The 26,316-nt window shown below is 44.9% G+C and carries 25 protein-coding genes and 1 other RNA gene; 18 read left to right on the forward strand and 8 right to left on the reverse strand.

The annotated features are described in order from the left end of the window. The first annotated feature begins 42 nt into the window (after positions 1 to 42). Positions 43 to 1,473, forward strand: a complete 1,431-nt coding sequence (hldE, locus tag OCT63_RS09725; RefSeq protein WP_060467144.1) for a bifunctional D-glycero-beta-D-manno-heptose-7-phosphate kinase/D-glycero-beta-D-manno-heptose 1-phosphate adenylyltransferase HldE — start codon at positions 43 to 45, stop codon at positions 1,471 to 1,473. 94 nt (positions 1,474 to 1,567) lie between these two features. On the opposite strand, the gene tolC is transcribed toward hldE, so the two are convergent. Further along, positions 1,568 to 2,893, reverse strand: a complete 1,326-nt coding sequence (tolC, locus tag OCT63_RS09730; RefSeq protein ID WP_060467145.1) for an outer membrane channel protein TolC — start codon at positions 2,891 to 2,893, stop codon at positions 1,568 to 1,570. Positions 2,894 to 3,119: 226 nt separating this feature from the next. Here tolC and nudF point away from each other — a divergent pair, with 226 nt between their 5' ends. The 6 genes from nudF to parC all read left to right on the forward strand — a co-directional run bounded on the left by nudF (position 3,120) and on the right by parC (position 10,121). Then, entirely contained in the window at positions 3,120 to 3,749 is a 630-nt protein-coding gene (gene nudF / locus OCT63_RS09735; RefSeq protein ID WP_161678792.1) for an ADP-ribose diphosphatase, read from the forward strand. A gap of 4 nt (positions 3,750 to 3,753) precedes the next feature. Then, complete coding sequence (locus OCT63_RS09740; protein WP_060467147.1) at positions 3,754 to 4,194, forward strand: DUF1249 family protein; 441 nt, start codon at positions 3,754 to 3,756, stop codon at positions 4,192 to 4,194. A gap of 59 nt (positions 4,195 to 4,253) precedes the next feature. Beyond that, positions 4,254 to 5,078 (forward strand): 3',5'-cyclic-AMP phosphodiesterase, encoded by an 825-nt coding sequence (gene cpdA / locus OCT63_RS09745; protein WP_161678793.1) that lies wholly within the window; start codon positions 4,254 to 4,256, stop codon positions 5,076 to 5,078. 31 nt (positions 5,079 to 5,109) lie between these two features. Then, positions 5,110 to 5,715 (forward strand): esterase YqiA, encoded by a 606-nt coding sequence (yqiA, locus tag OCT63_RS09750; protein ID WP_269983656.1) that lies wholly within the window; start codon positions 5,110 to 5,112, stop codon positions 5,713 to 5,715. A gap of 239 nt (positions 5,716 to 5,954) precedes the next feature. After that, positions 5,955 to 7,835: a DNA topoisomerase IV subunit B gene (gene parE / locus OCT63_RS09755; protein WP_060467150.1), complete on the forward strand. Its 1,881-nt coding sequence runs from the start codon at positions 5,955 to 5,957 to the stop codon at positions 7,833 to 7,835. A gap of 3 nt (positions 7,836 to 7,838) precedes the next feature. Further along, positions 7,839 to 10,121, forward strand: a complete 2,283-nt coding sequence (parC, locus tag OCT63_RS09760) for a DNA topoisomerase IV subunit A (protein WP_269983657.1) — start codon at positions 7,839 to 7,841, stop codon at positions 10,119 to 10,121. A 130-nt stretch (positions 10,122 to 10,251) separates the two neighbouring features. Here the strand turns inward: parC and degS are convergent, their stop codons facing one another. From degS to zapG, 3 genes are all read right to left on the reverse strand, one after another. Further along, positions 10,252 to 11,316: an outer membrane-stress sensor serine endopeptidase DegS gene (gene degS / locus OCT63_RS09765; protein ID WP_060467152.1), complete on the reverse strand. Its 1,065-nt coding sequence runs from the start codon at positions 11,314 to 11,316 to the stop codon at positions 10,252 to 10,254. Positions 11,317 to 11,527: 211 nt separating this feature from the next. Beyond that, complete coding sequence (locus OCT63_RS09770; RefSeq protein ID WP_060467153.1) at positions 11,528 to 12,883, reverse strand: DegQ family serine endoprotease; 1,356 nt, start codon at positions 12,881 to 12,883, stop codon at positions 11,528 to 11,530. Positions 12,884 to 13,009: 126 nt separating this feature from the next. Next, positions 13,010 to 13,465, reverse strand: coding sequence for a Z-ring associated protein ZapG (gene zapG, locus OCT63_RS09775; protein WP_060467154.1), 456 nt, complete (start codon positions 13,463 to 13,465; stop codon positions 13,010 to 13,012). Between the two features lie 219 nt (positions 13,466 to 13,684). On the opposite strand from zapG, the gene zapE reads away from it, so the two are divergent. The 8 genes from zapE to sspB all read left to right on the forward strand — a co-directional run bounded on the left by zapE (position 13,685) and on the right by sspB (position 20,023). Beyond that, positions 13,685 to 14,788 carry a cell division protein ZapE gene (gene zapE, locus OCT63_RS09780; RefSeq protein WP_269983658.1) on the forward strand — a complete coding sequence of 368 codons (1,104 nt, stop codon included), beginning with the start codon at positions 13,685 to 13,687 and terminating at the stop codon, positions 14,786 to 14,788. A 247-nt stretch (positions 14,789 to 15,035) separates the two neighbouring features. After that, positions 15,036 to 15,464 (forward strand): 50S ribosomal protein L13, encoded by a 429-nt coding sequence (gene rplM / locus OCT63_RS09785; protein ID WP_017056029.1) that lies wholly within the window; start codon positions 15,036 to 15,038, stop codon positions 15,462 to 15,464. A gap of 13 nt (positions 15,465 to 15,477) precedes the next feature. Next, positions 15,478 to 15,870, forward strand: coding sequence for a 30S ribosomal protein S9 (gene rpsI, locus OCT63_RS09790; protein WP_004740758.1), 393 nt, complete (start codon positions 15,478 to 15,480; stop codon positions 15,868 to 15,870). Between the two features lie 331 nt (positions 15,871 to 16,201). Further along, positions 16,202 to 16,792, forward strand: a complete 591-nt coding sequence (gene petA / locus OCT63_RS09795) for a ubiquinol-cytochrome c reductase iron-sulfur subunit (protein WP_017056030.1) — start codon at positions 16,202 to 16,204, stop codon at positions 16,790 to 16,792. Beyond that, a complete protein-coding gene (locus tag OCT63_RS09800) occupies positions 16,792 to 18,057 on the forward strand; it encodes a cytochrome b (RefSeq protein WP_017056031.1) in 1,266 nt (421 codons plus the stop codon). Before petA ends, OCT63_RS09800 begins: the two co-directional genes overlap by 1 nt. Beyond that, complete coding sequence (locus tag OCT63_RS09805) at positions 18,054 to 18,791, forward strand: cytochrome c1 (RefSeq protein ID WP_017056032.1); 738 nt, start codon at positions 18,054 to 18,056, stop codon at positions 18,789 to 18,791. Before OCT63_RS09800 ends, OCT63_RS09805 begins: the two co-directional genes overlap by 4 nt. Before the next feature lie 97 nt (positions 18,792 to 18,888). Further along, the gene (gene sspA / locus OCT63_RS09810; protein ID WP_017056033.1) at positions 18,889 to 19,524 is read left to right on the forward strand and encodes a stringent starvation protein SspA; all 636 of its coding nucleotides are present in this window, start codon (positions 18,889 to 18,891) and stop codon (positions 19,522 to 19,524) included. A 4-nt stretch (positions 19,525 to 19,528) separates the two neighbouring features. After that, on the forward strand, positions 19,529 to 20,023 hold the full coding sequence (sspB, locus tag OCT63_RS09815) for a ClpXP protease specificity-enhancing factor (RefSeq protein WP_060467155.1): 495 nt from the start codon (positions 19,529 to 19,531) through the stop codon (positions 20,021 to 20,023). 151 nt (positions 20,024 to 20,174) lie between these two features. Here sspB and OCT63_RS09820 read toward each other — a convergent pair whose 3' ends face one another. The 4 genes from OCT63_RS09820 to OCT63_RS09835 are packed head-to-tail and all read right to left on the reverse strand — an operon-like array spanning position 20,175 to position 23,592. Then, entirely contained in the window at positions 20,175 to 20,780 is a 606-nt protein-coding gene (locus OCT63_RS09820) for a BON domain-containing protein (protein WP_060467156.1), read from the reverse strand. A 16-nt stretch (positions 20,781 to 20,796) separates the two neighbouring features. Beyond that, complete coding sequence (locus OCT63_RS09825; protein ID WP_010434705.1) at positions 20,797 to 21,387, reverse strand: phosphoheptose isomerase; 591 nt, start codon at positions 21,385 to 21,387, stop codon at positions 20,797 to 20,799. A gap of 2 nt (positions 21,388 to 21,389) precedes the next feature. Beyond that, positions 21,390 to 21,788 (reverse strand): YraN family protein, encoded by a 399-nt coding sequence (locus OCT63_RS09830; protein ID WP_017056036.1) that lies wholly within the window; start codon positions 21,786 to 21,788, stop codon positions 21,390 to 21,392. Continuing rightward, complete coding sequence (locus OCT63_RS09835; RefSeq protein WP_269983659.1) at positions 21,775 to 23,592, reverse strand: penicillin-binding protein activator; 1,818 nt, start codon at positions 23,590 to 23,592, stop codon at positions 21,775 to 21,777. Before OCT63_RS09835 ends, OCT63_RS09830 begins: the two co-directional genes overlap by 14 nt. Positions 23,593 to 23,653: 61 nt before the next feature. On the opposite strand from OCT63_RS09835, the gene rsmI reads away from it, so the two are divergent. The 3 genes from rsmI (at position 23,654) to rsmH (ending at position 26,314) form a co-directional block, all read left to right on the forward strand. Continuing rightward, positions 23,654 to 24,520: a 16S rRNA (cytidine(1402)-2'-O)-methyltransferase gene (gene rsmI / locus OCT63_RS09840; RefSeq protein ID WP_161678799.1), complete on the forward strand. Its 867-nt coding sequence runs from the start codon at positions 23,654 to 23,656 to the stop codon at positions 24,518 to 24,520. A gap of 176 nt (positions 24,521 to 24,696) precedes the next feature. Next, positions 24,697 to 25,136: RNase P RNA component class A (gene rnpB / locus OCT63_RS09845), an RNA gene on the forward strand. 227 nt (positions 25,137 to 25,363) lie between these two features. Beyond that, a complete protein-coding gene (rsmH, locus tag OCT63_RS09850; protein ID WP_060467159.1) occupies positions 25,364 to 26,314 on the forward strand; it encodes a 16S rRNA (cytosine(1402)-N(4))-methyltransferase RsmH in 951 nt (316 codons plus the stop codon). Positions 26,315 to 26,316 lie beyond the last annotated feature (2 nt).

A 26,316-nucleotide genomic window follows, 5' to 3' on the forward strand; every position in this document is an offset into this window, starting at 1 on the left:
GTGTGCTAGACTCTAGCCAGATTCGATTTTTGGAGTTCAACAATGAAACCAATTCTACCTGACTACAGCCAATCAGGTGTTCTTATTGTCGGTGACGTCATGCTTGATCGTTACTGGTATGGCCCAACAGGCCGTATTTCACCAGAAGCACCTGTCCCTGTTGTAAAAGTAGAAAATAACGAAGAGCGTCCAGGTGGTGCTGCCAACGTTGCAATGAATATTGCTTCTCTTGGTGGCCATGCTCATGTTGTTGGCTTAACGGGTAAAGATGAACCAGCCGAGGTGTTAAAAGATACCTTGGCGGCTTTAAAGGTTAAGTGTGATTTTGTTGAGTTGAAAGATTACCCAACGATTACCAAACTGCGCGTGATGAGCCGTGGTCAGCAGTTGATTCGTCTTGATTTTGAAGAGAAATTTGAGAACACGGATCCTGAACTTATTTTGTCTCGCATGGAACAAGCACTTCCTAATGTACGTTCGGTAATCCTATCTGACTACGCAAAAGGCGCTTTGGAGCATGTGCAGAGCTTTATTCAAAAAGCACGTGCTGCGAACGTTCCGGTTTTTATCGATCCCAAAGGTGCCGATTTAGAACGCTACCGTGGTGCGACTCTGCTTACGCCAAATATGGCAGAATTCGAGCTGGTGGCAGGAAAGGTTAAGTCAGAAGAAGATCTCATCGAGAAGGGTATAGCCTTGATTGAGAAGTATGACTTTGAAGCCTTGTTGGTGACTCGTAGTGAGCACGGTATGACACTGCTGCGTAAAGGTCAGGCACCATTCCACTTGCCGACTCAAGCGAAAGAAGTGTATGACGTGACGGGTGCTGGCGATACCGTTATCTCGGTATTGGCGGCTTCCGTTGCTGCGGGCAAACCACTGGATGAAGCGTGTGCACTAGCGAATGCGGCAGCTGGAGTGGTTGTTGGTAAGCTAGGTACATCGACGCTGTCTACGATTGAGTTAGCGGAAGCGATTCACGGTAGCCAAGATACAGACTACGGTGTGATTTCTGAAGCTGCATTGGTTGAAGCGGTGAAACGTGCTCGTGCGAAAGGCGAGAAAGTGGTTATGACCAATGGTTGCTTTGATATTCTGCATGCCGGCCATGTTTCTTACATGAACCATGCTGCTGAATTGGGCGATCGTTTGATCGTTGCAGTGAATACTGATGAGTCAGTGAAACGCTTAAAAGGGCCAGGTCGCCCTGTCAATCCCACCGATCGTCGTATGGCGGTATTGGCTGGCTTAGGCGCAGTTGATTGGGTGGTTCCGTTTTCTGAAGATACACCGCAACGTTTGATTTCTGAGGTACTGCCAAGCATTCTAGTGAAAGGTGGCGATTACAAACCTGAAGAGATCGCGGGTGGTGCTGAAGTGATTGCGGCTGGTGGTGAAGTGAAAGTGCTTAACTTTGAAGATGGTTGTTCTACGACTGAAATCATCAAAGCGATCAAAGGTGGTCGAGGCTAACGTTCTGTCTTTTCGCTTCTAAGCTATAGTTTTTAATAGATAATAAAAATGCCGCTCAATGAGCGGCATTTTTGTAACGGTAACTTATTAAGAATTACTTACTTGCTACTTTTAGACCGGCATTTACATCAACAATGTCTTGTTCGCTTAGCGTACCAACTGCTTGGCGAAGCTGAAGTACACTTAGGATGTAATTGTAACGAGCATCTGAAAGGTTTTTGTTCGCATCGTATAGACGACGAGTCGAATCCAGTACGTCAACGATAGTACGAGTACCAACGTCAAAACCGGCTTCTGTTGCTTCTAGAGCAGACTGAGCAGAAACCACAGATTGTTCGTAAGCGCGTAGAGCACCAATTGAAGCACTGATGTTGTTGTTGAATGCACGTACGTCTTTTACAACGCTACGGTAAGTTGCTTCTAGGTCTTCACTTGCTGCAACGTAGTTGTATTCAGCCTGTTTAGTCAAAGAAGTTGTGTTACCACCCGTGTATAGAGGCACAACTAAGTTTAAGCCTAGGTTTAGGTTGTCTTGATCATAATTTTGAGAGCTGTTTGATTGATCTGACAGGGAGTAGCTACCATCTAACGTTAAGCTTGGTAAGTGACCTGAGCTTGCTAGAGAAATGTTATCTTTTGCTACGTCTTGAGAGATACGTGCAGCGAGTAGGCTAAGGTTCTTTTGTTCCGCTTGTTCTACAAGTGCCACTGCAGACTCAGAAGATTTGCTTGCTGAGAAGCGATCCGTATCTAGGATGCTTAGGTTAGCGTGTTCTTGACCTGTAATCTCACGTAGACCTTCGTAACTATTCGTTAAGTCGTTTTCTGCAAGCACTTCATCAGCTAAAACACCATCGTATTGAGCTTGCGCATCATGTACATCGGTAATTGCTGAAAGCCCCACTTCAAAACGCTGCTTAGTTTGTTCTAGTTGACGAGCAACCGCTGCTTTTTCTGCACGAACAAACTCTAGGTTATCTTGAGCTCGAAGTACTTCGAAGTATGCTGTCGAAACACGAAGAATCAAAGCTTGTTGTTCAGCCGCGTAAGCTGAATCAAATTGACGAGCCGTTTTTTCTGCTGTATCTAGCGTGATCCATGAAGAACGTTGGTAAAGCTCTTGAGTGAAGCCGATCGCTGCTCCCCAAGTGTTGTTATCAATACTTGAGCTACCTGTACCAGAGATATCTCTATCACCACGGTTAATGTCGTAGTTTGCTGTTAGATTAATTTGTGGTAACAAATCACTACGGCTTGACGTTACTGCTTCAAAAGCGGCATCGCGCTGCGCTGCTGAACGAAGAAGTTGTGGATCGTTCTGTTTTGCTTGGTCGTAAACTTCAGCTAGCGTATCAGCGAAAGCTGACGAACTCAGGCTGCCAATTGCTGCACTGATAAATAGTGGAAGCAGTTTTTTCATTTTCCCATTCCTGCCTTTCATAGAATTTTCTTTAAAAGAGTTTAACCCAGTTTGGTGGTGATTTACTCGAAACTTTGCACTTTTTACAGTTAACTGTCCACTTGTGCAATATTTATTTTTTAAAACTTAACTTTAATTATAAATTTTATACAAAAAGTTGAACCTTATCCTTGGTAGTTAACTCGGACAATGAGTAAACTGTAAAGATCACTTAGCGAGGTACCAAATGCAACAGTATGACAAGCAACGACATGAGTTTACTCCGCAAGATGTGGAAATAGTCTCAAAAGAGACGCTGTTTCGTGGTTTTTTCAAAATGGTTAAATATACATTTAAACATAGACTGTTTGAGGGAGGCTGGAGCCAACCAATAGAACGTGAGATGTTTGAGCGTGGTCATGCTGCCGCTTTGTTACCTTATGATCCTGTGCGCGATGAAGTCGTGATCGTTGAGCAGATTCGCGTTGGCGCTTTAGAGCATGAGAACCCATGGCAATACGAAATTGTTGCTGGAATTATTGATACGGATGAGCCTCCGCAAGACGTTGCTCGTCGAGAAGCGATGGAAGAGGCGGGAGTTGAAGTCGGATCTGTACTACCTATTACTTCGTATTACCCTTCATCTGGTGGCTGCTCAGAAAAGCTCGATGTTTTTGTTGGCTGTGTTGATGCAACCACAGCAAAAGGGGTACACGGGTTGGATTACGAAGGTGAAGACATTCGTGTACAAGTGATGAGTCGCGAGGCCGCTTATCAGTTAGTAAAAGACGGTGTTTTTGAAAATGGAGCCACGATCATTGCGCTACAGTGGCTGCAATTGAACCACCAAGAATTACAATCAGAGTGGGTAGATTAACGTCATGCCAAATATAGCGGTCAAAAAACCGTATCATGTTGATCTTGCTGAGTTGATGCGAGTTTATGAGACGAACTACGCCAAACTCAACGCTCTGTTACCGGTTGGGCATGAGGTTGGCGATGTTCGCTGCTATCAAGCCGTTAATATGGTTTATCAGTTGACAGTGAATGAGGTCACAAAATACACCACATTAATAGACATATGTCAGAGTGACGCGATGCCAGTGTTTCCTTTGCCAAAAATGTCTGTCAGGCTATATCACGACGCTCGAGTTGCAGAAGTGTGCGCTAGTGGGGACTTTTCACGAGTCAAAGCGAAGTATGACTACCCCAACGCTAAGCTTCTGCAAAAGGATGAGAAGTTTCAATTGAATAAATTTCTTGGGGAATGGTTAACGTTTTGTTTAAAAACCGGTATCAGCCGAGCCCCAATTGCTTTTTAATTGAGCCTATTTAAAGAACACTTTAAAGTCTAAACAGTAACGTATCTGGATTTGTTATTTTGGAATTATCACACACTTCAAAATTTGATGAGAGCAGTATTAAGCTTGTTCAGCTAACGGACACGCATTTGTTTGCGCCGAGCAATGGCAGCTTATTAAGCATCAACACTCAAGATAGCTTTCGTGCTGTAGTCGATGGCATTGTTAGTCAAGGCTTTGACTATCAAGCGATTCTGGCAACCGGTGATATCTCTCAAGATCACAGTGCTGAATCGTACCAGAAATTCGAGTCAGGAATTCAGCCTTTGGAAAAGCCATGTTATTGGCTGCCAGGAAACCATGACTTCAAGCCTAATATGGGCAGTGTTTTACCATCACCACAAATACAGTGTGTTGAGCATGTCTTGCTAGGCGATAACTGGCAGATGGTTATGCTGGACTCACAAGTGGTTGGTGTGCCGCACGGCCGCCTCAGCGATCAGCAACTTGATCTGCTAGAGCAAAAATTGTCGGAATTCCCTGAGCGTAATACTTTGGTTCTTTTACACCACCACCCGCTCTTGGTTGGCAGTGCATGGCTGGATCAACATAACCTGAAAGATGCAGAGCAATTTTGGGGTGTGGTCCAACAGCATACCAATGTAAAAGCCGTACTTTGTGGACACGTTCATCAAGACATGAATCGAGATCATCATGGTGTACAAGTCATGGCAACCCCGTCGACTTGTGTGCAATTTAAACCCAACTCGAATGACTTTGCGGTGGATACCTTGTCTCCAGGCTGGAGAGAGATTGAATTACATCAAGATGGCACGGTAAGCACGCAAGTTCGCCGTTTACCTCATGGACAATTCTTACCTGATTTTGATGCGGCTGGTTATTGATGCCAGTGAAGAACGATGTAGGAGGCTATTAATGTCTGATTCTAATCAGCAAACTGCTAAGCCACCGCTGCTTCTCTATATTCACGGTTTCAACAGCTCATCACGTTCTCACAAGGCGACAGTGATGGCTGACTACTGTGCAGAGCATCGTGCTGATATTAAGGTGATTACGCCTCAGCTGCCGAGTTTCCCTCAGCAAGCAGCACTTCATTTGCAGCAGTTGGTGGAACAGTATAAAGATCAATACCAGATAGCATTAGTCGGCAGTTCGTTGGGGGGCTACCTTTCAACATGGCTTAATAGTCACTATGGTTTTAAAGCGGTGGTTGTTAACCCTGCGGTGAGACCTTATGAGCTTCTTGCTGATTATTTGGGTGAGCAAGTAAATCCTTACACAAATGAACGATATGTACTGGAAGCAAAACATATCGAGGAATTGAAGGCGTTAGAGGTTCAGGCTCTCGAAAAACCGAGTGACTTCTGGTTACTTCAACAAACGGAAGACGAAGTTCTGGATTACCGACAAGCGGTAGAGAAGTACCAAGGTGCAACACAAACAGTAGAAGAAGGTGGGGATCATAGCTTTGTTGACTTTGAGCGTTACCCACAACAAATCATCACCTTTCTAAAGCTATAATCTGCTTTACTGGTTGATCGATTCTCTCTTGTTTGCCTGTTATTTCATCTATCAATGGTGAAATATCATAGTTTGATGTCTTAGTTTTTGAACTAGCTTGACATCATTACTCAGCTTCCAGACTATATTCCCCAATACTTCGCTCGTTCGCTCTACTATGACGGTTCATAGTAATGATTCTGCTTTAGTGAAACTAGAGCCAGTGAACTGACGCAAACTTTTTGAGTAAACTCCGTATTATGACTGAACAATATAATGCAAAAGACCTCGAGGTACTTGAAGGTCTCGATCCTGTGCGACACCGCCCGGGAATGTATACCGAGACAGAAAGGCCGAACCACCTTGCCCAAGAAGTCATTGATAACTCGGTCGATGAAGCACTAGCGGGACACGCTAAGAAAATTAAAGTTGTGCTTCATGCAGACCAATCGCTAGAAGTTACTGATGACGGCCGTGGTATGCCCGTTGATATTCACCCTGAAAAAGGGATTTCTGGTGTTGAGTTGATCCTAACTAAGCTCCACTCCGGCGGTAAATTCTCAAACAATAACTACAAGTTTTCTGGTGGTTTACACGGTGTCGGTATCTCGGTTGTAAACGCACTTTCAAAACGCGTTGAAGTGACAGTGCGCCGAGAAGGCCAGGTTCACGAGATCGCACTTGAAGGGGGTCATGCTGTAACAGAACTGACCGTAACAGGTACTTGCGGCAATCGTAACAGTGGTACATCCGTACATTTCTGGCCTGATCCAAAATACTTCGATAGCCATAAGTTTTCGACACTTCGCCTTATCAACAACCTACGAGCGAAAGCAGTACTTTGCCCTGGTTTAGAAATCACCTTTGTCGACAAAGTGGGTGGTGAAGAACACAAATGGTTCTATGAAGATGGTTTAAAAGATTACCTTGCAGAGGGCGTGAAAGGTTACACTTTACTGCCTGAAGATCCGTATGTCGGTGAGTTTGTTGCTGAAACGGAAATGGCGAATTGGGCGATCATCTGGCAGCCAGAAGGCGGTGAAATGATCACCGAGAGTTACGTGAACTTAGTACCGACCAAACAAGGGGGCACACACGTAAACGGTCTTCGCCAAGGTCTGCTTGATGCCATGCGTGAGTTCTGTGAATTCCGTAATCTTCTGCCTCGTGGCGTGAAGCTAACCGGTGACGATATCTTCGATCGTTGTTCATACGTACTGTCGGTGAAGATGCAAGATCCGCAGTTTGCTGGTCAAACAAAAGAGCGTTTATCTTCTCGTCAAACCGCAGCGTTTGTTTCTGGTGTTGTAAAAGATGCCTTCAGCCTTTGGTTGAATGAGAAACCGCAACTGGCAGAGCAACTGGCTGAAGCTTGTATTGCTAACGCTCACCGACGTATGCGCGCGAGCAAAAAGGTTGTGCGTAAGAAAATCGCATCAGGCCCAGCACTACCGGGTAAGCTAACTGACTGTTCGGTTCAAGATTTAAGCCGCACTGAGATCTTCTTCGTGGAAGGGGACTCGGCGGGTGGCTCTGCGAAACAAGCGCGTGACCGTGAGTTCCAAGCAGTGATGCCACTTCGCGGTAAGATCTTAAATACATGGGAAGTATCTGCTGACCAAGTATTGGCTTCACAAGAAGTACACGACATCTCGGTTGCTTTGGGTATCGACCCTGATAACGATGATTTGTCAGGCCTGCGTTACGGTAAAATCTGTATCCTTGCCGATGCAGACTCGGATGGTCTTCATATCGCGACATTGCTCTGTGCACTGTTTACTCGCCATTTCCCGGCTTTGGTTGAAGAAGGGCACATCTATGTGGCAATGCCTCCTCTGTATCGTATCGATTGCGGTAAAGAAGTGTTCTACGCACTCGATGATGCAGAGAAAGATGGTGTGCTTGAGCGACTATCGCAGAAGAAAGCCAAAATTAACGTGCAACGATTCAAAGGTCTGGGTGAAATGAATCCACTTCAGTTGCGCGAAACCACCATGGATCCAAATACTCGTCGCCTTGTTCAATTAACGATTGATGACAGCGAAGCGACCAATGAGATGATGGACATGCTGCTTGGTAAGAAACGTGCAGATGATCGCCGTACATGGCTACAAACTAACGGTGATATGGCCGAGGTATAATGGATGTCTAACGAAATTACATTTGATGGCGTTGAACAATTGCCTATGCGCAAGTTCACCGAAGACGCTTACTTAAACTACTCAATGTACGTGATCATGGATCGTGCATTGCCTTATATCGGCGATGGCTTGAAGCCCGTTCAACGCCGTATTATCTACGCGATGTCTGAACTTGGTCTATCGGCCGCATCGAAATATAAGAAATCGGCACGTACCGTTGGTGATGTACTAGGTAAGTATCACCCACACGGTGACTCTGCTTGTTACGAAGCGATGGTATTGATGGCACAGCCGTTCTCTTACCGCTACCCATTGGTAGACGGTCAAGGTAACTGGGGTGCTCCGGATGATCCGAAATCATTTGCCGCAATGCGTTATACCGAAGCGAAACTGTCTAAGTTTGCTGAAGTTTTGCTGAGTGAACTAGGTCAAGGTACGGTTGAATGGCAACCAAACTTTGATGGCACGATGAAAGAGCCACAAATGCTGCCAGCTCGTCTGCCCCATATCCTACTGAACGGTATCACTGGTATTGCGGTTGGTATGGCGACGGATATTCCACCGCATAACGTGCGTGAAATTGCCGAGGCAACCATTAAGTTGATCGATAGCCCTAAATCTGAGCTATCGGACATTATGGAAAGCGTGCAAGGTCCTGACTATCCAACGGAAGCAGAGATCATCTCGCCGAAATCGGATATTGAAAAGATCTACCGTACTGGCCGTGGCAGTATCAAGATGCGCGCTGTTTGGCACAAAGAAGGCTCTGATATTGTTATCACCGCTCTGCCTCATCAAGTGTCAGGTGCTAAGCTACTTGAGCAAATCGCTAACCAGATGCGCGCTAAAAAGCTACCAATGGTTGACGATCTGCGTGATGAGTCGGATCACGAGAACCCAACGCGTATCGTTGTGGTTCCACGCTCGAATCGTATCGATTGTGATCAGTTGATGAGTCACCTGTTTGCTTCGACGGACCTAGAGAAAAACTTCCGCGTTAACTTAAACATGATTGGTTTAGACAGTCGCCCTCAAGTTAAAGGTCTGGTTCAAATTCTAAAAGAGTGGATTGAATTCCGTCGTACAACGGTTCGTCGTCGTTTGCAGTACCGTTTAGATAAAGTACTGGCACGTTTGCACATCTTAGAAGGTTTGCTGGTGGCTTACCTGAATATTGATGAAGTGATTGAGATCATCCGTACAGAAGACGAACCATGTCCTGTATTGATGAGCCGCTTCAATATTACAGAAACACAAGCGAATGCTATCTTAGATATAAAACTTCGTAACTTAGCCAAGTTAGAAGAGTTTAAGATTCGTGCTGAGCAAGAAGAGCTAGAAGCAGAGCGTGATAAGCTTGAAAAGCTATTGGGCTCTGAGCGTCGTTTAAACACGCTGATCAAGAAAGAAATTCAAGCGGATGCTGAAAAGTATGGCGATGACCGTCGCTCACCATTGATTGAGCGTGCTGAAGCCAAAGCACTCACAGAACGTGATTTAGTTCCGAGTGAACCGATCACGGTTGTGCTTTCTGAGAAAGGCTGGATTCGTCATGCTAAAGGGCATGAGGTTGATGCTGAAGGCTTAAACTATAAGTCTGGTGACAAATTCTTAGCAAGTGCTAAGGGTAAGAGTAACCAACAAGCGGTGTTCTTGGGTAGTGACGGTCGAAGTTACTCCCTTGAATCACACTCGCTACCGTCGGCGCGGAGCCAAGGTGAGCCTATTACCGGTCGCTTGAACGTTAGCCCTGGTACCTCTATCCGTCAAGTAGTGATGGGTGAGGATGATCAGCTCTGGTTAGTCGGTTCAGATGCCGGATACGGTTTTGTTTGTAAGGGGGGCGATTTGCTTTCTAAGAACAAGAGCGGTAAAGCGTTGGTGAACTTGCCACAAGCTTCTGAAGTGATGATGCCAAGTCCGATTGCTGACTTGGACAGTAACCAGATCTTAGCGATTACGAACCAAGGGCGTATGTTGCTGTTCCCGATTAAAGACCTACCTCAACTGACTAAAGGTAAGGGTAACAAGATCATCAACATTCCTTCTGCGAAAGCAAAAGAACGTGAAGAGTTTGTGTCGCATTTGATGGCTATCCCAGAGAATGCAACGCTGACAATCTACGCGGGTAAACGTAAGCTTGGCTTAAAACCAGCGGATCTTGAAAACTTCCGAGGTGAGCGTGGTCGTCGTGGTGGCTTATTGCCGAGAGGATTACAGCGAGTGACTCGCGTCGATATCGATGACCCAGCGAGTCATAGAAAAAAGAGTCGCGTGATGTCATGATTGATAAAAGAAAACCCAGCTTGAAAGCTGGGTTTTTTGTCTATGTGTTCTAGCTTGTTAAGCCGTGTAGATAAAACAAACTGTATAGATAAGACAAACCGTGTAGATAGCGGTTAAGTGGATACTTGATTTACAGGCGCGTGTCTTCGGCTATGGTGACCTTAAGTGTCTTGCTTTCACCTTGTCGTAATACGCCGACATCGATGACTGTGCCCGGTCGCAGATCAGTCACGATGTCCATAACACTCTGACGGCCATTAACTTGAGTATTATTGATACTGACAATAATATCTTGTGCTTCAAACCCCGCATCGGCCGCTGGGCCGTTCGGATCTATGCCTAAAACAACAATCCCGCCAATGTTCTTAGTTCCAAGCAAACGCGATGTGACTGAATTGATGTCTTGCCCATCGATGCCGATATAACCACGAATGACACGACCATCAGCGATGATCTTCTCCATGATTTTATTGGCAAGTGGATAGGGGATCGCAAAAGAGATTCCGTAGGTTTCCATATCGGTGGCTTGTTGGAACGAAGCTGTATTAATGCCGACTAGTTCACCTTGTGAGTTCACCAATGCCCCGCCTGAGTTACCTTCGTTAATTGCCGCATCGGTTTGAATAAAGGCTTGGTGACCGTCTGCACTGATTGACGATCGGCCTGTTGCCGAGATGATACCAAAGGTTGTCGTTTGACCTAGGTTGTACGGATTGCCGATAGCCAGTACTACATCCCCGACATTGGCTTTGTAATTGGGGTTAAGTGGAATCACCGGTAGGTTATCACCGCTGACTCTAAGTATCGCGATATCGGTACGCTTGTCTGAGCCGACAAGTTGCGCGGCGGCTACGCGTCCATCTTGAAGTGCGACTACAATTTGGTCAGCCTGAGCAACAACGTGGAAGTTGGTAATGATGTAACCTTTTTCGCTGACAATAACCCCAGAACCCAAACCTTGAGTGAGCAGCTTACTGCGATCGCTTTCTGCGTACTTACGGCTATAAATATTTACCACCGCAGGTGCTGCACGGCGTACAGCTTGGTTAAACGAAATCTGAAGCGAGGTAATATTATCGACTTTAGGGCTTGTCACATCTGAAACAATCGCTGGCCTTAAGCTTGGAAATACGAGAAGAATAAGCACCGCTGAAACGAGTCCAAGGGAAATAGAACGAAATAGAAAGGACAGCATGTTTCCCTCTTCAACAAGTAAGGTATGAAGCATCCGTAAATGGATGACTGACTTGATTACTAGGGCGTGTCGGTCTTTCGCTGTCAAAATTAGCTCGCAAGGTCAACACGTCCTAATGAAGCATAGCATTTTGATTCATCTAAAGAAAAGGGAGACTGAGTAAGTTTAAAGCAAACTTACTGAGCCTCCCTGTTATTACGTTGACGTATAGCTATCGAATAACGAGGTAAATAGTCCTATCGCCTCGCTGGATGTTAAGCGCCAATATGCCTGGTTGTTTCTCAAGGAGTGCTCTAAATTCAGCAAGATTCTTAATTGGTTGACGGTTTACGCCAATGATGATGTCGCCTTTGATCAGTTGGTACGCTTCTGCTGGTGAGCCCTGAGCTACACTCGATATTTTAACGCCCGTTACTGAGTCACTTTCGGTTGTGTTAGTAAGCTCGGCACCGGCAAGTCCTTCATGAAGCTTTTCTGCTTGTGTTTTACTATTGGTCGATTCACCAAGAGTTACGTCAAAGCTCTTACGCTTTCCGTCACGAACCACACCAAGCTCAATCTGTTTGCCTGCACCTAAGGTTGCCACCTTAGCTCTTAGCTCACTAAAGGTATCAATACGCTTGCCATTGATAGAAACAATAATGTCGCCCGCTTCGAGACCTGCTTTGTCTGCGGCGCTATCGGGGACAATTTGGCTGACAAAAGCACCTTTACTGGATTCATATCCCAGCGCCTCTGCTAACTCAGAGGTGATTTCTCCGCCTTGAACACCAAGCATGCCGCGTTTTACTTCACCGAAATTGAGAATCTGTTCTGTCAGGTTTTTCATCATATTGGATGGAATAGCAAAACCGATACCGACATTACCTCCATTCGGACCAAGGATGGCGGTGTTAATACCAATCAGTTCACCGTTAAGATTCACCAGTGCACCACCAGAATTACCACTGTTTATCGCGGCATCCGTTTGGATGAAGTTTTCAAAGTTTTCTAGGTTTAGACCGCTACGACCTAGTGCAGAAACAATACCGGATGTCACCGTTTGCCCAAGTCCAAATGGGTTACCGATCGCCACACTAAAGTCACCGACTCTCAACTTGTCTGAGTCTGCGACTGTTATTTGGGTGAGATTCTTGGCTTTTTCCAATTTGAGTAATGCGATATCAGACATCTGGTCGCCACCGATGAGCTCGGCATCGTACTCTCGGCCATCATGAAGTTTTACTTTGATATCGTCGGCACCATTAATTACATGGTAATTGGTCACGATATGGCCTTTCTTGGCATCAATGATGACACCAGAACCTAACCCACGGAACGGCCGCTCTCGTGTTTGTTCTGGACCAAAAAAGAATTGAAATTGTTCAGGAATTCGCTGACGTTGTACCTGTTTGCCTTTGACGGCAATACTCACTACAGCGGGGGTAACTTGTTCAAGCATAGGGGCCAAACTCGGTAACTGTTCATTACCGACATTTAGGGGAAGTGCAGCTGTCGCTTGAATTGGGGTGATGATTGAACTTAAGCTTAAGGTCAGTACTGATAAAGCAAGCAAAGGTTTTTTCATCATAAACTCCTCTCTAGTTAAGGTCTTACATCTCTCATATTTGGTATAAGTATGAGAAGTTTCAAGTGACCTGAGTGAAAGTTATGACTCAAAAACCTTTGTAAAGTTCACTGAATTGTTAAATGTTTACGATGCTTTTGCTGTGACAACATCTGGAGTATCAATGATTTCTTTCTTTTGTTCTTTAAATAAACCCGTTGCACCATTGGCGTAATCTTTAGGTTGCTCTTCAAGCGTTTCCTTTTTAGATGTCGATTTCTCTTGCGGCTTATCTGAATGGGCAGCAGCTGTTTTTACAAACGGGTTGTCTTGCTCGGGCATGTTTGGGATTAGCTCTGAGCTTGTTTTCTCCATGTGTTGATACAGTTTCGTGTAGTCCTTACCTAAGGTATCTAACATTTCTGCTGATTTCGCAAAGTGATCTGCAAGCTCTTGTCGTTGCTGTTCAAGGGCAAACTTTGCGCTATCTAATTCTTTCTGTACGTTCTTTTGTTTTTTGTATTCAGGTGTCATAAAACGAGAAATAGCGACTCCTAAAATAACTCCTACTAGTAAACCGGCAACGGCATACATCCAAGACATAACAGCTCCTTATTATTGTTTTTTAACATGTTTATTACTGCTTGGTTACACGTGATACTGCTCCATGGTACTATGAGAAAGCCGCAGTATAAAGAGAAATGCGTGTGCGCTACCTAGCAGTTTGATGCTGATTTATTCGCCGCATGTCATGGTCTCTCATACTGTTTAGGTGCATTTTTCTTCGCTGTCTGATGTCGCTTTCATTGTGGAAATATCGTCATGAATCCCGTTAAAAAATACGAACAAGATATAAAAGAACATGGATTTCAAAGAGATCCAGCACAAGAGCAAGCTGTTAAATCTTTAGATGAACTTTTTCATCAATTCCAAGATTACATGAATACGCCCATTCCTCAACTGACTCGATTTCAGAAATTACTGGGCAAAAAAACAGAATTATCACAGCCACCTAAAGGTCTCTATTTTTGGGGCGGTGTCGGGCGTGGGAAAACTTATCTAATGGATACGTTTTACGACGCACTACCAACCACTAAAAAAATGCGAGTCCACTTCCACCGTTTTATGTATCGCGTACATGACGAGTTAAAAGCGCTCGGGAATGTCAGTGATCCATTGCCTTTAGTTGCGGATAAGTTTAAGCAAGAAGCGGATATTGTCTGTTTCGACGAATTCTTCGTTTCAGACATCACCGATGCGATGATCCTAGGCACCTTGTTCCAAGAGTTATTCGCTCGAAACGTTATCTTGGTGGCGACCTCTAATATTCCACCTGCGGATCTGTATCGCAATGGGTTACAGCGAGCGCGTTTCTTACCGGCCATTAAGCTTATTCAAGACAACTGTCATATCCTTAATGTCGATAGTGGCATTGATTATCGTCTACGTACTTTAGAGCAGGCTGAGATTTATCATTACCCGCTGGATAGCCAAGCGAATATCAATCTCGAAAAATATTACGCCCAGTTAGTTGGTGACGATAAAGAAAAGTTCACACAGATTGAGGTTAATCACCGTCAGCTGGATGTCATTAAAGTGAGTGATGGCGTTTTACACGGCACTTTCGCTCAGCTTTGTCAGTCGGCGCGTAGCCAAAATGACTATATAGAGCTATCTCGGGTTTATCATACCGTTCTGTTGGCGGATGTTGTGCAAATGGGCGCAACTTCAGATGATGCAGCAAGACGCTTTATTGCGTTAGTGGATGAGTTCTATGAGCGCAACGTGAAATTGATTATTTCAGCGGAAGTTGAGCTAGAAAAATTGTATACCCATGGCCAGCTAGAGTTTGAATTTAAACGTTGTCAGTCTCGTTTAATCGAAATGCAGAGCCATGAATATTTGGCAAAAGAACACTTAAGTTAGCTCTGATTATCTCGAATAAGAAATAGAATTAAAAAAATCGTGATTTTGTTCAAAAAGAGGTGATTTTTTCTTCGCTCTTCTCTATAATCCTGCGACCTACCGTTACTGCGGGCCTCTAGCGATGAGTAAAATCACGTTATGCCAAGAGTTTTCCAACACTCGAAGGGGTGATGAATGGTAACTCTTAGACAGTGGGAATACGCGAGTATTCCTTAAGTGTAAATTTTTTAAATAGGTAATTATTAGCATGAAAACTTTCGTTGCTAAACCAGAAACTGTAAAACGCGACTGGTATGTTGTAGACGCTGAAGGCAAAACTCTTGGCCGTCTAGCAAGTGAAATCGCTTCTCGCCTTCGTGGTAAGCATAAAGCAGAATACACTCCTCACGTAGACACAGGTGATTACATCATCGTTGTTAACGCTGAGAAAGTTGCTGTAACTGGTAACAAAGCTAAGGGTAAGGTTTACTACCGTCACTCTGAGTTCCCAGGTGGTCTTAAGTCTATCACTTTCGAAAAGCTGATCGACAAGAAGCCAGAGATGGTTATCGAACTAGCTGTTAAAGGTATGTTACCACGTGGTCCTCTAGGCCGCGCAATGTACCGTAAGCTAAAAGTATACGCTGGTGCTGAGCACAACCATGTTGCTCAACAGCCACAAGTACTAGACATCTAAGGGGATTAAGACAATGGCAGAGAATCAATACTACGGCACTGGTCGTCGCAAAAGCTCAGCAGCTCGTGTTTTCATCAAACCAGGCTCTGGTGAGATCGTAATCAACAAGCGTAGCCTTGATGTTTACTTCGGTCGTCCAACTTCTCGTATGGTTGTTAAACAACCTCTTGAGCTAGTTGAACTAACTGAGAAACTTGACCTTTACATCACCGTTTCTGGTGGTGGTATTTCTGGTCAAGCTGGCGCAATCCGCCACGGTATCACTCGCGCTCTTATGGAGTACGATGAAACTCTACGTCCTGCTCTACGTGCAGCTGGCTATGTTACGCGTGACGCTCGTTGCGTTGAACGTAAGAAAGTTGGTCTACGTAAAGCACGTCGTAAACCTCAATTCTCTAAGCGTTAATTTTTCTTTACGAAAAAGTACACGCTCTCAGTTTTATTACTGGAATTGTGGTTCAAAGCTCGGCTATATGCCGAGCTTTTTGTTTTTATACCCTCCTCTAAATGCTTTCCAACCCTCGTTTTATTTCCAAATTCTTATATTTTGAAAGCTTTTGTAACCCAATGTGCGCTTTGCCTCATGATTGTTACAAAAAGGTAGCTTTATCTTGTCAAAAAGTAGGGTTTTATTTATCATTTGCCGTCAATAAATAGAACTAAATACATATTTTGTTAGCCATGCTCTTTAATCGGAATGATTTCAATCCATAAAGAGCAAATGGGAGAATGTTTGGATGAGCAACGCGCCTTTAAATAACGGTCGCAGGCGTTTCTTAACCGCAACAACAGCCGTTGTTGGTGGTTTAGGAGCAGCTGCTGTAGCCGTGCCTTTTATAAAATCATGGAACCCGAGTGCCAAGGCGAAAGCTGCAGGTGCACCGGTGGAAGTGGAAGTCAGTAAGTTAGAACCGGGACAAATGGTTCGTGTCGAGTGGCAAGGTAAGCCTGTATGGGTTGTACGCCGAGCTGAATCGGTACTTGAGAACCTAAAATCGATCGGTGGTCAACTTCGTGACCCTCAATCTGAAACTGAACAACAACCAGAATACGCACAGAACGAGTTCCGTTCGATTAAGCCGGAATTCTTCGTTGCTGTTGGTTTCTGTACACACTTAGGTTGTTCTCCTACTTATTTGCCTGATTCTTTCGCAGAGCAAGTTCAGGGTGTTAAGTCTGGTTTCTTTTGTCCTTGTCATGGTTCAAAGTTTGATATGGCAGGTCGAGTATTCCAAGGTGTACCGGCACCGTTGAACCTTGTGGTGCCAAAGCATATGTATTTGAGTGACACTAAGATCATGATCGGTGTGGACGAGGGAGACGCATAATGCAAGGACTTCTTGATTGGGTAGAGAAACGTCTACCCGCGATGAATGCTTATAAAAAGCACTTATCTGAATACCCAATGCCTAAGAACTTTAACTTTTGGTACCTTTTTGGTTCTTTAGCAATGTTGGTACTGGTTAACCAAATCCTTACCGGTATTTGGCTAACAATGAACTACGTACCATCTGGCGATGGCGCATTTGCATCTGTTGAATACATCATGCGTGATGTGGAATACGGTTGGTTACTACGTTACATGCACTCGACGGGCGCTTCGGCATTCTTCGTCGTTATCTACCTGCATATGTTCCGTGGTCTAATCTACGGTTCTTACCAAAAACCTCGTGAGTTACTTTGGATCTTCGGTATGTTGATCTTCTTAGTACTTATGGCTGAAGCTTTCATGGGTTACTTACTACCATGGGGTCAAATGTCTTACTGGGGTGCTCAGGTAATCATATCTCTATTTGGTGCAATCCCTGTTATTGGTGATGACCTAACGCTGTGGATCCGTGGTGACTACATCATCTCTGGTGCAACGCTGAACCGTTTCTTCGCACTGCACGTTATCGCTCTACCAATCGTACTATTGCTGCTTATCGTACTTCACGTATTAGCGCTGCACGAAGTGGGTTCGAATAACCCTGACGGTATCGAAACTAAGCTTCCTAAAGGTACAATGGGCGACGACTATAAAACTCAGTTCCCATTCCACAAGGATTATACGAAGAAATACGACATCATCGATTCTATTCCTTTCCACCCATACGGGACTGTGAAAGATATGGTTGGTGTTGCTGGTTTCTTATTCTTGTTCTGTTATGTATTGTTCTTTAACCCAGAGATGGGTGGATACTTCCTTGAGCCGCCTAACTTTGAAGCTGCAAACCCACTGAAAACACCAGAGCATATTGCTCCAGTTTGGTACTTCACACCGTTCTATGCTGTACTTCGTGCTGTTCCTGATAAGCTGATAGGTGTCTTAGCAATGGGCGCATCTATTGTGGTGCTATTCCTACTGCCATGGTTTGACCGTTGTAAAGTGCGTTCTTACCGTTACCGTAGCAAACTGCATTTAATTAATATCATCCAATTCACAATAAGCTTTATTGCCCTTGGTATACTTGGTGCGCTTCCAGCAACGCCAACGTATACGCTGCTGGCTCAAATATTTAGCTTAGGTTACTTCATGTTCTTCGTTCTACTGTGGTTCTACAGTAAAAATGAAGTGACGAAACCATTACCAGAAAGGGTGACATTCAAATGAAAAAGTGGATTGTAATTTTATTTGCTATGTTGCCGTCACTGGCGATGGCAGCGGGTGCAAACGTACCATTAGACAAAGCGAACAATGATTTAACTGACAAAGCTTCATTGCAAAACGGCGCTAAGCTGTTTATGAATTACTGTTTCGCTTGTCACTCAACGCAGTACCAACGCTATGAGCGTGTTGCGAATGATTTAGAGATCCCTGTCGATCTAATGAAGGAAAACTTGATTTTCGATCCGGAAGCGAAAGTCGGTAGCTTAATGATTAACGCTATGCCATCAGAACAAGCGGCAAGTTGGTTTGGTGCTCCGCCACCTGACCTAACCTTAGTGGCTCGTGTGCGTGGTGCTGATTGGCTATACACGTACCTTCGTACTTTCTATGAAGATCCGTCTCGTCCATTTGGTGTGAACAACATTGTTTTCCCAAGTGTTGGTATGCCGCATGTTCTTGAAGAGCTGCAAGGTATTCCAACGCCAATCTACGATACTCATATGGTCGATGGCGAAGAGGTAACAGTGGTTGTTGGTACTGAAACTGACGGCTCTGGCGAACTCAGTACTGGTGAATACGACGAAGCGGTTCGTGACCTTGTTAACTTCTTGGTTTACTCGGGTGACCCTGTTCAACTTGAGCGTCACGCTATGGGTTGGTGGGTAATGGCCTTCTTAGTAATCTTCACTATCATCGTGATTCTGCTGAAGAAAGAGTATTGGCGTGATGTGCACTAATTGTGCTATAATGCCTCGCTAATTTCCAAATTATGTTAATGTTCAATGGAGGCTTTAGGCCTCCATTGTTTTTATTTAAAGTGTACTGGAGGGCTCCATGGCTGTAGCTGCCAATAAACGTTCTGTGATGACTCTTTTCTCAAGTGCCTCTGATATGTATAGCCATCAGGTGCGCATTGTTCTTGCTGAAAAAGGCGTAAGTGTTGAAGTTGAGTTGGTTGATGAGAAAAATCTCCCAGCAGAGCTTGTTGAATTGAACCCGTACAAATCAGTACCTACTCTTATTGATCGTGAGCTTGCTCTATATGACTCAAAGATCATTATGGAATATCTTGATGAGCGTTTTCCTCATCCGCCATTGATGCCTGTATACCCGGTTGCTCGTGGTAATAGCCGTCTAATGATGTACCGAATTGAGCGTAACTGGTATTCAGTTGCAGAGAAGGTAGTTAAAGGCAATGCTGAAGAATCTGAAGCAGCTCGCGTTAAACTGCGCAACGACTTACTGACTCTTGCTCCTATCTTTGCTGAATATGAGTATTTCATGAGCGAAGAGTTTAGCTTAATTGATTGTTACCTAGCTCCGCTACTATGGCGTTTACCCGAGCTTGGTATCGAACTGATTGGCCCTGGTTCTAAAGAGCTTAAAGTGTACATGAACCGCGTCTTTGAACGTGACTCATTCCTAGCTTCTTTAACTGAAGCTGAGCGTGAGATGCGACTGGTTCGCTAGCGTTATGGATATTTCAAATATGACACCACGCCGACCATATATGCTTCGTGCATTTTACGACTGGCTGGTTGATAACGAACTGACTCCACACCTTGTTGTTGAAGCAACCTTGCCGGGTGTACGAGTTCCAGAAGAGTTTGTTCAAGATGGTCAGATCATTCTGAACATTGCGCCTCGTGCGATTGGACAACTCGAACTGGGTAACGAAGCTGTGACATTTAGTGCTCGCTTTAGCGGTCGTCCACACTCTGTGATTGTGCCACTTTACGCAGTACAAGCAATTTATGCTCGTGAGAATGGTGCTGGTACCATGTTTGAACCTGAAGAGGCCTACATGGAAACGTTTGAAGAAGGGATTGAAGAAGCTCCTTTTGAAGAGGCAGAAAAAGGACCATCTTTGAGCGTAGCAACGGCAGACGTCGATGCTGAAGAGCCTGACTCAGATTCTGAGCCACCTCGCCCAGCGAAAGGCCGTCCAAGCCTTCGTGTTATCAAATAGCGTTAGTTAAAATAGCGACCAAATAAAAAAGCAGCGACTCGTCGCTGCTTTTCTTTTTTTTGCTTTCTGATTCTGTCGCCAATAAATTTGACTGTTTTAGCTTAGCGACGTTCTAACACTAATGTCTTCCAATATTGAGCATATGAGCTAGTTAATTAACAGAAGCTTCTTCGTCACCATATTCAAAGGCGCGTATTACCTGTTTTACCCCTGAGATATTGCGTGCGACTTCTGTCGCGATATCTGCATGCTCTCGAGAAACCAATCCAAGCAGAAATACTTCTGAATCTTCAGTAATTACCTTCACTTTTATACCGTTTAGCTCTGATTTAGCTAACAACGCTGATTTCACCTTAGTGGTAATCCAACTGTCGTTACTGATGGCACTGATAGACAATGGCTGCTTAACGCGAACCTGATTGTGGATGCTCTCTACACCAGCTACATCTTTGGCTTGGTTTTCAAAAGCACGACGCTCAGCGTCTGTGGTCGCTTGTCCCATCAATACCACTGAACCTCGGTAAGAGCTCGCGGTGATGCGAACATTGCCACGGTAGGGTTGTTTATTGGTAATAGCTGCTACTTCAAATTCGATATTGTTGTCGTTCCAAATCTCTTTGGTTGTTCGAGTATCAGTGACTAAGTTCGCAGTGGTTGCTGCACCAGCAATGAAAAGGCCAGCACAACCAGATAGGGATAGTGTAAGTAGCGAAACACTAATCAGCTTAAATAGCTTCATAGAGGTTAATGATTTCATTGTGATGCTCCGTATATCACTCTTCGTGAGCTGGGAAGAGTACTTGATCGATTAGGTCACATAGGCAGTGTAGTGTCACCATGTGTACTTCATGAATGCGCGCGGTACGGTGTGAAGGGATACGAATCTCGACATCGTGTTCACCAAGCAGGCCAGCCATCTCGCCACCATCTTTTCCCGTAAAGGCGATGATTGTCATGTCACGAGTAACCGCCGCTTCCATTGCCTTAATGATGTTCTTGCTGTTACCGCTGGTCGAGATTGCCAGTAAAATATCACCGGTTTGACCAAACGCGCGTACCTGCTTAGAGAAGATCTCTTCATAGTGGTAGTCGTTGGCCACAGCTGTTAGCGTAGTGTTGTCTGCCATTAGTGCCATCGCTGGAAGGCTAGGGCGCTCGGTTTCAAAGCGATTGAGCAAGCACGATACAAATTGCTGAGCATTCGACGCCGAACCACCATTACCACAACAAAGAATTTTGTTCCCGTTCAGCAAGGTCGCAACCATGGCTTGAGCGGCATGCGTGATTGCGTCTGGCAGAGCTTCTGCTGCCGCAATTTGGATTTGAATACTTTCTGTAAAACTTTCTTTAATGCTGTCTAGCATGTTTATCCTTGGGTAATCGCGTTTTGAATCCAGTTGATATTGTCATTCGGCCCTTCAATGGCAACGATATCAAACCTGAAATCTGTAGAGTGCACCGACAGGCCTTGCTTCATCAGCCAGATATTAGCTGTTTTGAGCAGCTTCTGTGACTTTTTGGCTGTTACCATTTCAGCGGCATGTCCGTAGCGGGTCTGCTTGCGGTATTTTACCTCAGCAAACACAACCGTGTTGTTATGGCGCATTATAAGATCAATCTCACCACATTTTGCTATGAAGTTTTCTTGAACTAACGATAAACCGTGGTTTATCAGATAAGATTTTGCCATAGCCTCGTATTTATCACCCACTTGTTTGTGGGTGATTGTTGGTTTAGTTAAACATTTTCGGCTAAAAAGCCCCATGTTCTGCCCAACTGATTTCACGTTGTACAACGCAGTTGTTATCGATGGTCAATACACCGGTTTCACCAGGAATACTGTGCCCCTGAACGGCTTTCATCAATGGCAGTGCACCCATCAGGTAGTAAGCATCCATCCCTAGCGCTTGTAGACGCTTTTGGCCGTTTGAGTTGGCTGGCCATAGGTCATTTAGCTCTTTGTTCAGTTCGTTTTTGTTGTCAACTAACAGAGGAATGTCGCTGTAAAAAACACCTGTTAGATCTTCATACTGCCTATCACCGCTATTACTACGTGAGTTTGAGAACAATGCGGGTTGGTCTGCATCAGGATTAATTGCAACCTCGATGAAAGGTTTGATTAGCGTGAGTTCTGAGTTTTTAGCCACAATGTAGACGGAATCTATATCGCGACGACTGCGAGGCTCGGTTTCTAGGTCTAGGTTCAGTAGTCCATCCATTTGAGCGATACGCTGCTGGCTTTCTTGTAATCCGAATACCTGATTCACATTGCGTTGTAATTGGCGTTTGTCAGAGAAAAAGCTCATGGCGACATCGTTGTTACTGTATTTTTTCCACTCTTTCTTAAACGCTTGCTCAACTCTGTCACCTAGGCGCCCTTTCGGAGCTAGGATTAGCGGGTACTTATAGCCTTGAGAAAAAAGGTGTTTCGCGGCTTGAGCGACTTCTTGCTCTGGCGACAAGGCGAGATAGCAAATATTGCTATGCGGTTCTAGTTGAGTTGGGATGTTTAGCGCAAGTGCTGGAATTGCATTTTCATGATCTTGTTGTGTTTCTTGAAGCTTGACAATGTTGTTCTTAATGAGCGGGCCAACAATAAAATCTACGTTGTTTTCTTCCAACGTTGCTTTTATTTCAGCGATGCTTTGGGCGTTGGTGTCCAACACCGTTAGCGTTGCGTCTTTTTCACGCTCTTTGTCATTCATCATAGCGAAAATGAAGCCATCACGGACGAGTTGTGCTTGCTTACCATACTTACCCGTTAATGGTAGTAATAGCGCGGTACTGGTTGGTTTACTGATCTCTAAAGCGACAATGTCATTGATTGCTTGGGGTGTGTAGGTTGCGGCAGGATGACGCGGGTTCTCTGCCAACCAATCAGACAGTGTTTTCTGTAGTTCAGGAAGGTTAGCATTCAGTGTTTTAGTATAAATAGACAGTTGTAACCAACCAGCAAGAACGTCTTCTGTTGGCGACGTTTTGAGTTCAAGAATCTCGTATTGAGAGTAGCTATTCAGGTTTTGCCAAATACGGTCAGCGGTTTGCTGTTGGCTTTCGTCGTCGCTGTCAGCGTATTCAGAGTAAAGGACTAGCTCACGAGCCGATTCGAAATATTCGCTTTTCATCTCTAAAAGATTCGCGCGTAGCTCGTGATAATCTTTCCATTGCTCGTCGGGAAGCTTCCACCAAGGCTGAAAGTTCAGTTGTTTATAGGCTTGACCTGGTTGCGAGTTATTAACCAACAGCTGCGCTCGAGCTAGTTGCCATTCGGCTTGCTGGACTTCACTCAGCTCTTGTCTCGCTAAGCGTTTGATAAGCAGAGTCGCTTGATCGGTTTTTCCTGCTTGCACAGAAGCTTTAAGCGCCATGATTAACCAGTCGTTTTGTAGACTACCTTTGCTACTATCCGCCTGGATCATGTAACTTTCAGTTGATTGCGCGGGATCGAGTGTGATATCAACACGCGTTGGTGCTTGAGGACCTGAAGAACAAGCCGCCAATGTAATTGCTAATGCAATTGGAGTGAGTAAGCGTGGTACACTGAGTCTCTTATGGTTCATCGTTGCCATGAGTTCTTTAAATTCCGTATCAATTTGTATCTATATTAATCGTTGAAGTGATGGTAAACAAATGACAGATAACAAAACCTTGCTCACAGAGAGCCCAACTCTCTATATTGTGCCAACCCCCATCGGAAATTTGGGAGATATCACTCAAAGAGCAATTGAAATTTTATCAAGTGTCGATGTTATTGCAGCCGAAGACACACGTCACACGGGTAAGCTTCTCGCTCACTTCAATATACCGACCAGAACGTTTGCTCTACATGATCATAATGAACAAACCAAAGCGCAAGTTCTAGTTGAAAAGTTATTAGAAGGTCAGTCTATCGCATTAGTCTCTGATGCGGGAACCCCTTTAATCAGTGACCCAGGTTACCATCTTGTATCGCAATGTCGTCAAGCGGGTGTGAGAGTTGTGCCACTTCCTGGTGCTTGTGCTGTGATTACGGCGCTCAGTGCTTCTGGTTTGCCGTCTGATCGTTTCAGTTTTGAAGGCTTCTTGCCACCAAAGAGCAAAGGCCGTAAAGACAAATTCTTAGAAATTGCCAAGGCAGAGCGCACGTGTATCTTCTATGAATCACCGCATCGTATTTCCGACTCTCTGCAAGACATGCTAGAGATTCTAGGGCCTGACCGTGAGGTTGTGTTGGCGCGTGAGTTGACTAAGACCTTTGAAACGATTCAAGGTCTGCCACTCGGTGAGCTGATTGAGTGGATTGAAGAAGATTCGAACCGTAAGCGCGGTGAAATGGTGCTACTGATTCATGGTCACCGTGAAGCAGCAACCACAGAGCTGCCTGATGAAGCAACTCGCACGTTGGGAATTCTAACCAAAGAACTGCCCCTTAAAAAAGCAGCGGCTATGACGGCCGAGATCTATAACCTGAAAAAGAACGCTTTATACAAATGGGGCTTAGAGCATCTAGACAACTAGAGCGCGCTTTACAGAGTCGCTAACTTGTATTGAAAAGCTTCTGAGGAGTGAGGGGAATACCGTCGCTCCTTTTTTTGTGCCTAAATTGTGTGGAATTTGTGCACTTGCTTAACGGTTTGCAGCATATTTGTGATCTCGCTAGACACTGCACATTAATCTCTATACAATCCGCCCTCGGAGTTGAACGGGTAATCGCTGCTTTATTGATGTCCTTCGGGAGACTGACATTGAGGTCCTTCGGGAAACTGATGTTGAAGTCCTTCGGGAGACTGGTAAAGGGGAGGAACGTCCGGGCTCCATAGAGCAGGGTGCCAGATAACGTCTGGGGGGCGCGAGCCCACGACAAGTGCAGCAGAGAGAAGACCGCCGATGGCCTCATTTCTTCGGAAGAGGCACAGGTAAGGCTGAAAGGGTGCGGTAAGAGCGCACCGTGCGACTGGCAACAGTTCGTAGCAAGGTAAACTCCACCCGGAGCAAGATCAAATAGGCCCTCACATAGCATTGCTCGTGTTTGGGGGCGGGTAGATTGCTTGAGCCTGTGAGCGATTGCAGGCCTAGACGAATGGTTACCGCCGCGCAAGCGGAACAGAACCCGGCGTATGTGTCAACTCCACCTATATAAAGAACCCATCATTACTTAACGGTAGTGATGGGTTTTTTGCTTTATATTGACGTAAATGATTTAGATTTCCTTAAAATCTTTCATCCTGATATAAATTTGGGGCAAAAATTCCAAAGCCTGTACACAATATGGTGGAGATACAGTGTGAAATCAGTACACTAAAACGTTAATAGAACCAATTATTGCCGAACTAATGGCTCAATCCACTCACTGAGAAGACTATGACAGAAGCATTCAAACATATTTCAGTATTGCTTAACGAATCTATTGACGGACTTGCGATAAAACCTGACGGTACCTACATTGATGGTACCTTTGGACGTGGTGGTCATAGCCGTACAATCCTGTCTAAACTGGGCGAGAATGGGCGACTCTTTAGTATCGATCGCGATCCACAAGCGATTGCTGAAGCACAAAAGATTGATGACCCTCGTTTTACGATTATTCATGGCCCATTTTCAGGTATTGCTGAATACGCAGAGCGTTATGATTTAGTCGGTCAAGTGGATGGTGTTTTATTGGATTTAGGTGTCTCCTCACCGCAGTTGGATGATGCTGAACGTGGGTTTAGCTTTATGAAAGACGGCCCATTGGACATGCGTATGGATCCAACTACGGGTATTCCGGTATCGCAATGGTTAGTTGAAGCGGATCTTGATGACATCACATGGGTTATCCGTGAATTCGGTGAAGATAAACACGCTCGTCGTATCGCGAAAGGCATCATTGCTTATCAAGAGAACGAAGAGAACGAACCGTTAACGCGTACTGGCCAATTGGCTAAGCTTATCTCTGATGTAGCGCCAAAAAACTTCAAAGAGAAAAAGCACCCAGCCACCCGGGCTTTCCAAGCATTCCGTATTTACATCAACAGTGAGCTTGAAGAAATTGATACGGCACTAAAAGGCGCGGCAAGCATCCTTGCTCCAGAAGGTCGATTGTCGGTGATCAGCTTCCACTCACTTGAAGACCGCATGGTGAAACGCTTTATTCGTAAAGAGAGTCAAGGCCCTCAAGTACCTCATGGTTTACCACTGACAGAAGATCAAATTAAAGCGCTAGGCAGTGCCGACCTTAAGCCTGTTGGTAAAGCGATTAAACCATCGAAAGATGAAGTGGATGAGAACACTCGTTCACGTAGTTCAGTACTACGAATTGCAGAAAAACTTTAGTC

Origin of the sequence: Vibrio sp. RW (assembly GCF_027587105.1) — a bacterium.
GTDB lineage: Bacteria > Pseudomonadota > Gammaproteobacteria > Enterobacterales > Vibrionaceae > Vibrio > Vibrio toranzoniae.